Here is a 3,446-nt window from a genome sequence, read left to right on the forward strand (position 1 = left end):
CCCTGAACTGAAAGATTGTCCGGCGGTGTCCTACTCTCCCACACCCTCCCGAGTGCAGTACCATCGGCGCTGGAGGGCTTAGCTTCCGGGTTCGGAATGTAACCGGGCGTTTCCCCTCCGCCATGACCGCCGTAACTCTATCGACATATCAAACAACACCACCCAGTGGTCTGTTGTTCGTTTATCGAGAGTTGCACAGTGGACGCGTAGCAGCTTAGTAGTCAAGTCCTCGGCCTATTAGTACCGGTCAACTGAACCCGTTACCGGGCTTACATTTCCGGCCTATCAACCCAGTCGTCTAGCTGGGGGCCTTACCCCACAAAGTGGGTGGGATACCTCATCTTGAAGCGAGCTTCCCGCTTAGATGCTTTCAGCGGTTATCCCTTCCGAACGTAGCTAACCAGCCGTGCCCCTGGCGGGACAACTGGCACACCAGAGGTTCGTCCGTCCCGGTCCTCTCGTACTAGGGACAGCCCTTCTCAAGTATCCTACGCGCACGGCGGATAGGGACCGAACTGTCTCACGACGTTCTAAACCCAGCTCGCGTACCGCTTTAATGGGCGAACAGCCCAACCCTTGGGACCTGCTACAGCCCCAGGATGCGACGAGCCGACATCGAGGTGCCAAACCATCCCGTCGATATGGACTCTTGGGGAAGATCAGCCTGTTATCCCCGGGGTACCTTTTATCCGTTGAGCGACACCGCTTCCACTCGCAAGTGCCGGATCACTAGTCCCGACTTTCGTCCCTGCTCGACCTGTCAGTCTCACAGTCAAGCTCCCTTGTGTACTTGCACTCAACACCTGATTGCCAACCAGGCTGAGGGAACCTTTGGGCGCCTCCGTTACCCTTTAGGAGGCAACCGCCCCAGTTAAACTACCCACCAGACACTGTCCCTGAACCGGATAACGGTCCGAAGTTAGATACCCAAATCAACCAGAGTGGTATTTCAAGATTGCCTCCACCCATACTGGCGTATGGACTTCACCGGCTCCCACCTATCCTACACAAGCTAATTCGGATACCAATGTCAAGCTATAGTAAAGGTCCCGGGGTCTTTCCGTCCTGCCGCGCGTAACGAGCATCTTTACTCGTAATGCAATTTCGCCGGGCCTGTGGTTGAGACAGTGGGGAAGTCGTTACGCCATTCGTGCAGGTCGGAACTTACCCGACAAGGAATTTCGCTACCTTAGGATGGTTATAGTTACCACCGCCGTTTACTGGCGCTTAAGTTCTCCGCTTCGCCCCCAAAGGAGCTAACAGGTCCCCTTAACGTTCCAGCACCGGGCAGGCGTCAGTCCATATACATCGAATTACTTCTTCGCATGGACCTGTGTTTTTAGTAAACAGTCGCTTCCCCCTGCTCTCTGCGGCCATACAACGCTCCACCCGCGCGGGGCTTCACGTCTCCGGCCCCCCTTCTCCCTAAGTTACGGGGGCAATTTGCCGAGTTCCTTAACCACAGTTCGCCCGATCGCCTCGGTATTCTCTACCTGACCACCTGTGTCGGTTTGGGGTACGGGCCGCTAAGAACTCGCTAGAGGCTTTTCTCGGCAGCATAGGATCACTGACTTCACCTGAATCGGCTCGGCATCACGTCTCAGCCCTAATGGTGTGCGGATTTGCCTACACACCGGCCTACACGCTTACCCCGGCACAACCACCGGCCGGGCTCAGCTACCTTCCTGCGTCACCCCATCGCTTGACTACTACCCGCCAGGTTCCCACGCTCCCCCAGTTCGGTCCGAAGACCTCCCCAGGTTCGGGTGGTTAGCACAACGAGGTTCATCAGGGACGCTCTTTCGCGGGTACGGGAATATCAACCCGTTGTCCATCGACTACGCCTCTCGGCCTCGCCTTAGGTCCCGACTCACCCAGGGCGGATTAGCCTGGCCCTGGAACCCTTGGTCATCCGGCGGAAGGGTTTCTCACCCTTCTTTCGCTACTCATGCCTGCATTCTCACTCGTGCCGCGTCCACAACTGGGTCACCCCGCTGCTTCACCCCCGGCACGACGCTCCCCTACCCATCCACACACCTGCACAAGGAATCAAGTCCAAGCGAGGTAAAAATGTGAATGCCACAGCTTCGGCGGTGTGCTTGAGCCCCGCTACATTGTCGGCGCGGAACCACTTGACCAGTGAGCTATTACGCACTCTTTAAAGGGTGGCTGCTTCTAAGCCAACCTCCTGGTTGTCTATGCGACCCCACATCCTTTTCCACTTAGCACACGCTTAGGGGCCTTAGCTGGTGATCTGGGCTGTTTCCCTCTCGACTACGAAGCTTATCCCCCGCAGTCTCACTGCCGCGCTCTCACTTACCGGCATTCGGAGTTTGGCTGATTTCGGTAAGCTTGTGGGCCCCCTAGACCATCCAGTGCTCTACCTCCGGCAAGAAACACGCGACGCTGCACCTAAATGCATTTCGGGGAGAACCAGCTATCACGGAGTTTGATTGGCCTTTCACCCCTAACCACAGGTCATCCCCCAACTTTTCAACGTTGGTGGGTTCGGCCCTCCACGCGGTCTTACCCGCGCTTCAGCCTGCCCATGGCTAGATCACTCCGCTTCGGGTCTAGGACACGCGACTGAACGCCCTATTCAGACTCGCTTTCGCTACGGCTCCCCCACACGGGTTAACCTCGCCACATGCCACTAACTCGCAGGCTCATTCTTCAAAAGGCACGCCGTCACCCCGCAAGGCTCCGACGGATTGTAGGCGAACGGTTTCAGGTACTATTTCACTCCCCTCCCGGGGTACTTTTCACCATTCCCTCACGGTACTCGTCCGCTATCGGTCACCAGGAAGTATTTAGGCTTACCAGGTGGTCCTGGCAGATTCACGGCAGATTTCAGGGGTCCGCCGCTACTCGGGAACACCCACAGAAGGTCAGCAACTTTCACCTACCGGACTCTCACCGTCTACGGTCAGCCATTCCAGACTGTTCGACTAGCCACTGACTTTGTAACTTCTCGAACAAGTGTCAGCTTGTTCAGCAGGGTCCCACAACCCCGACCACGCAACCCCTGACAGGTATCACACGCAACCGGTTTAGCCTCAATCCGCTTTCGCTCGCCACTACTCACGGAATCACTAAATTGTTTTCTCTTCCTACGGGTACTGAGATGTTTCACTTCCCCGCGTTCCCCCCACACACCCTATGTGTTCAGGTGTGGGTGACTGGACATGACTCCAGCCAGGTTTCCCCATTCGGACACCCTGGGATCACAGCTTGGTTGACAGCTCCCCCAGGCCTATCGCGGCCTCCCACGTCCTTCATCGGCTCCTGGTGCCAAGGCATTCACCGTTCGCCCTTGACAACTTGACCACAAAGATGCTCGCGTCCACTGTGCAATTCTCAACAAACGACCAACCCACAACCCGATCCGTGCGACACCAAACCCGACCACCGCCGGCGGTATGCCACACCAGGCCATGCCTGGCAAC

2 rRNA genes are annotated in these 3,446 nt (G+C 56.9%); both read right to left on the bottom strand.

The features are described 5' to 3' along the window. Positions 1 to 17 precede the first annotated feature (17 nt). A 5S ribosomal RNA gene (gene rrf, locus ACLQ20_RS31275) occupies positions 18 to 134 on the bottom strand. 83 nt (positions 135 to 217) lie between these two features. Continuing rightward, positions 218 to 3,327: ribosomal RNA gene (locus ACLQ20_RS31280) — 23S ribosomal RNA — on the bottom strand. Positions 3,328 to 3,446: the final 119 nt, after the last annotated feature.

The sequence above is a fragment of the Micromonospora sp. DT46 genome (assembly GCF_049841735.1).
GTDB lineage: Bacteria > Actinomycetota > Actinomycetes > Mycobacteriales > Micromonosporaceae > Micromonospora > Micromonospora reichwaldensis.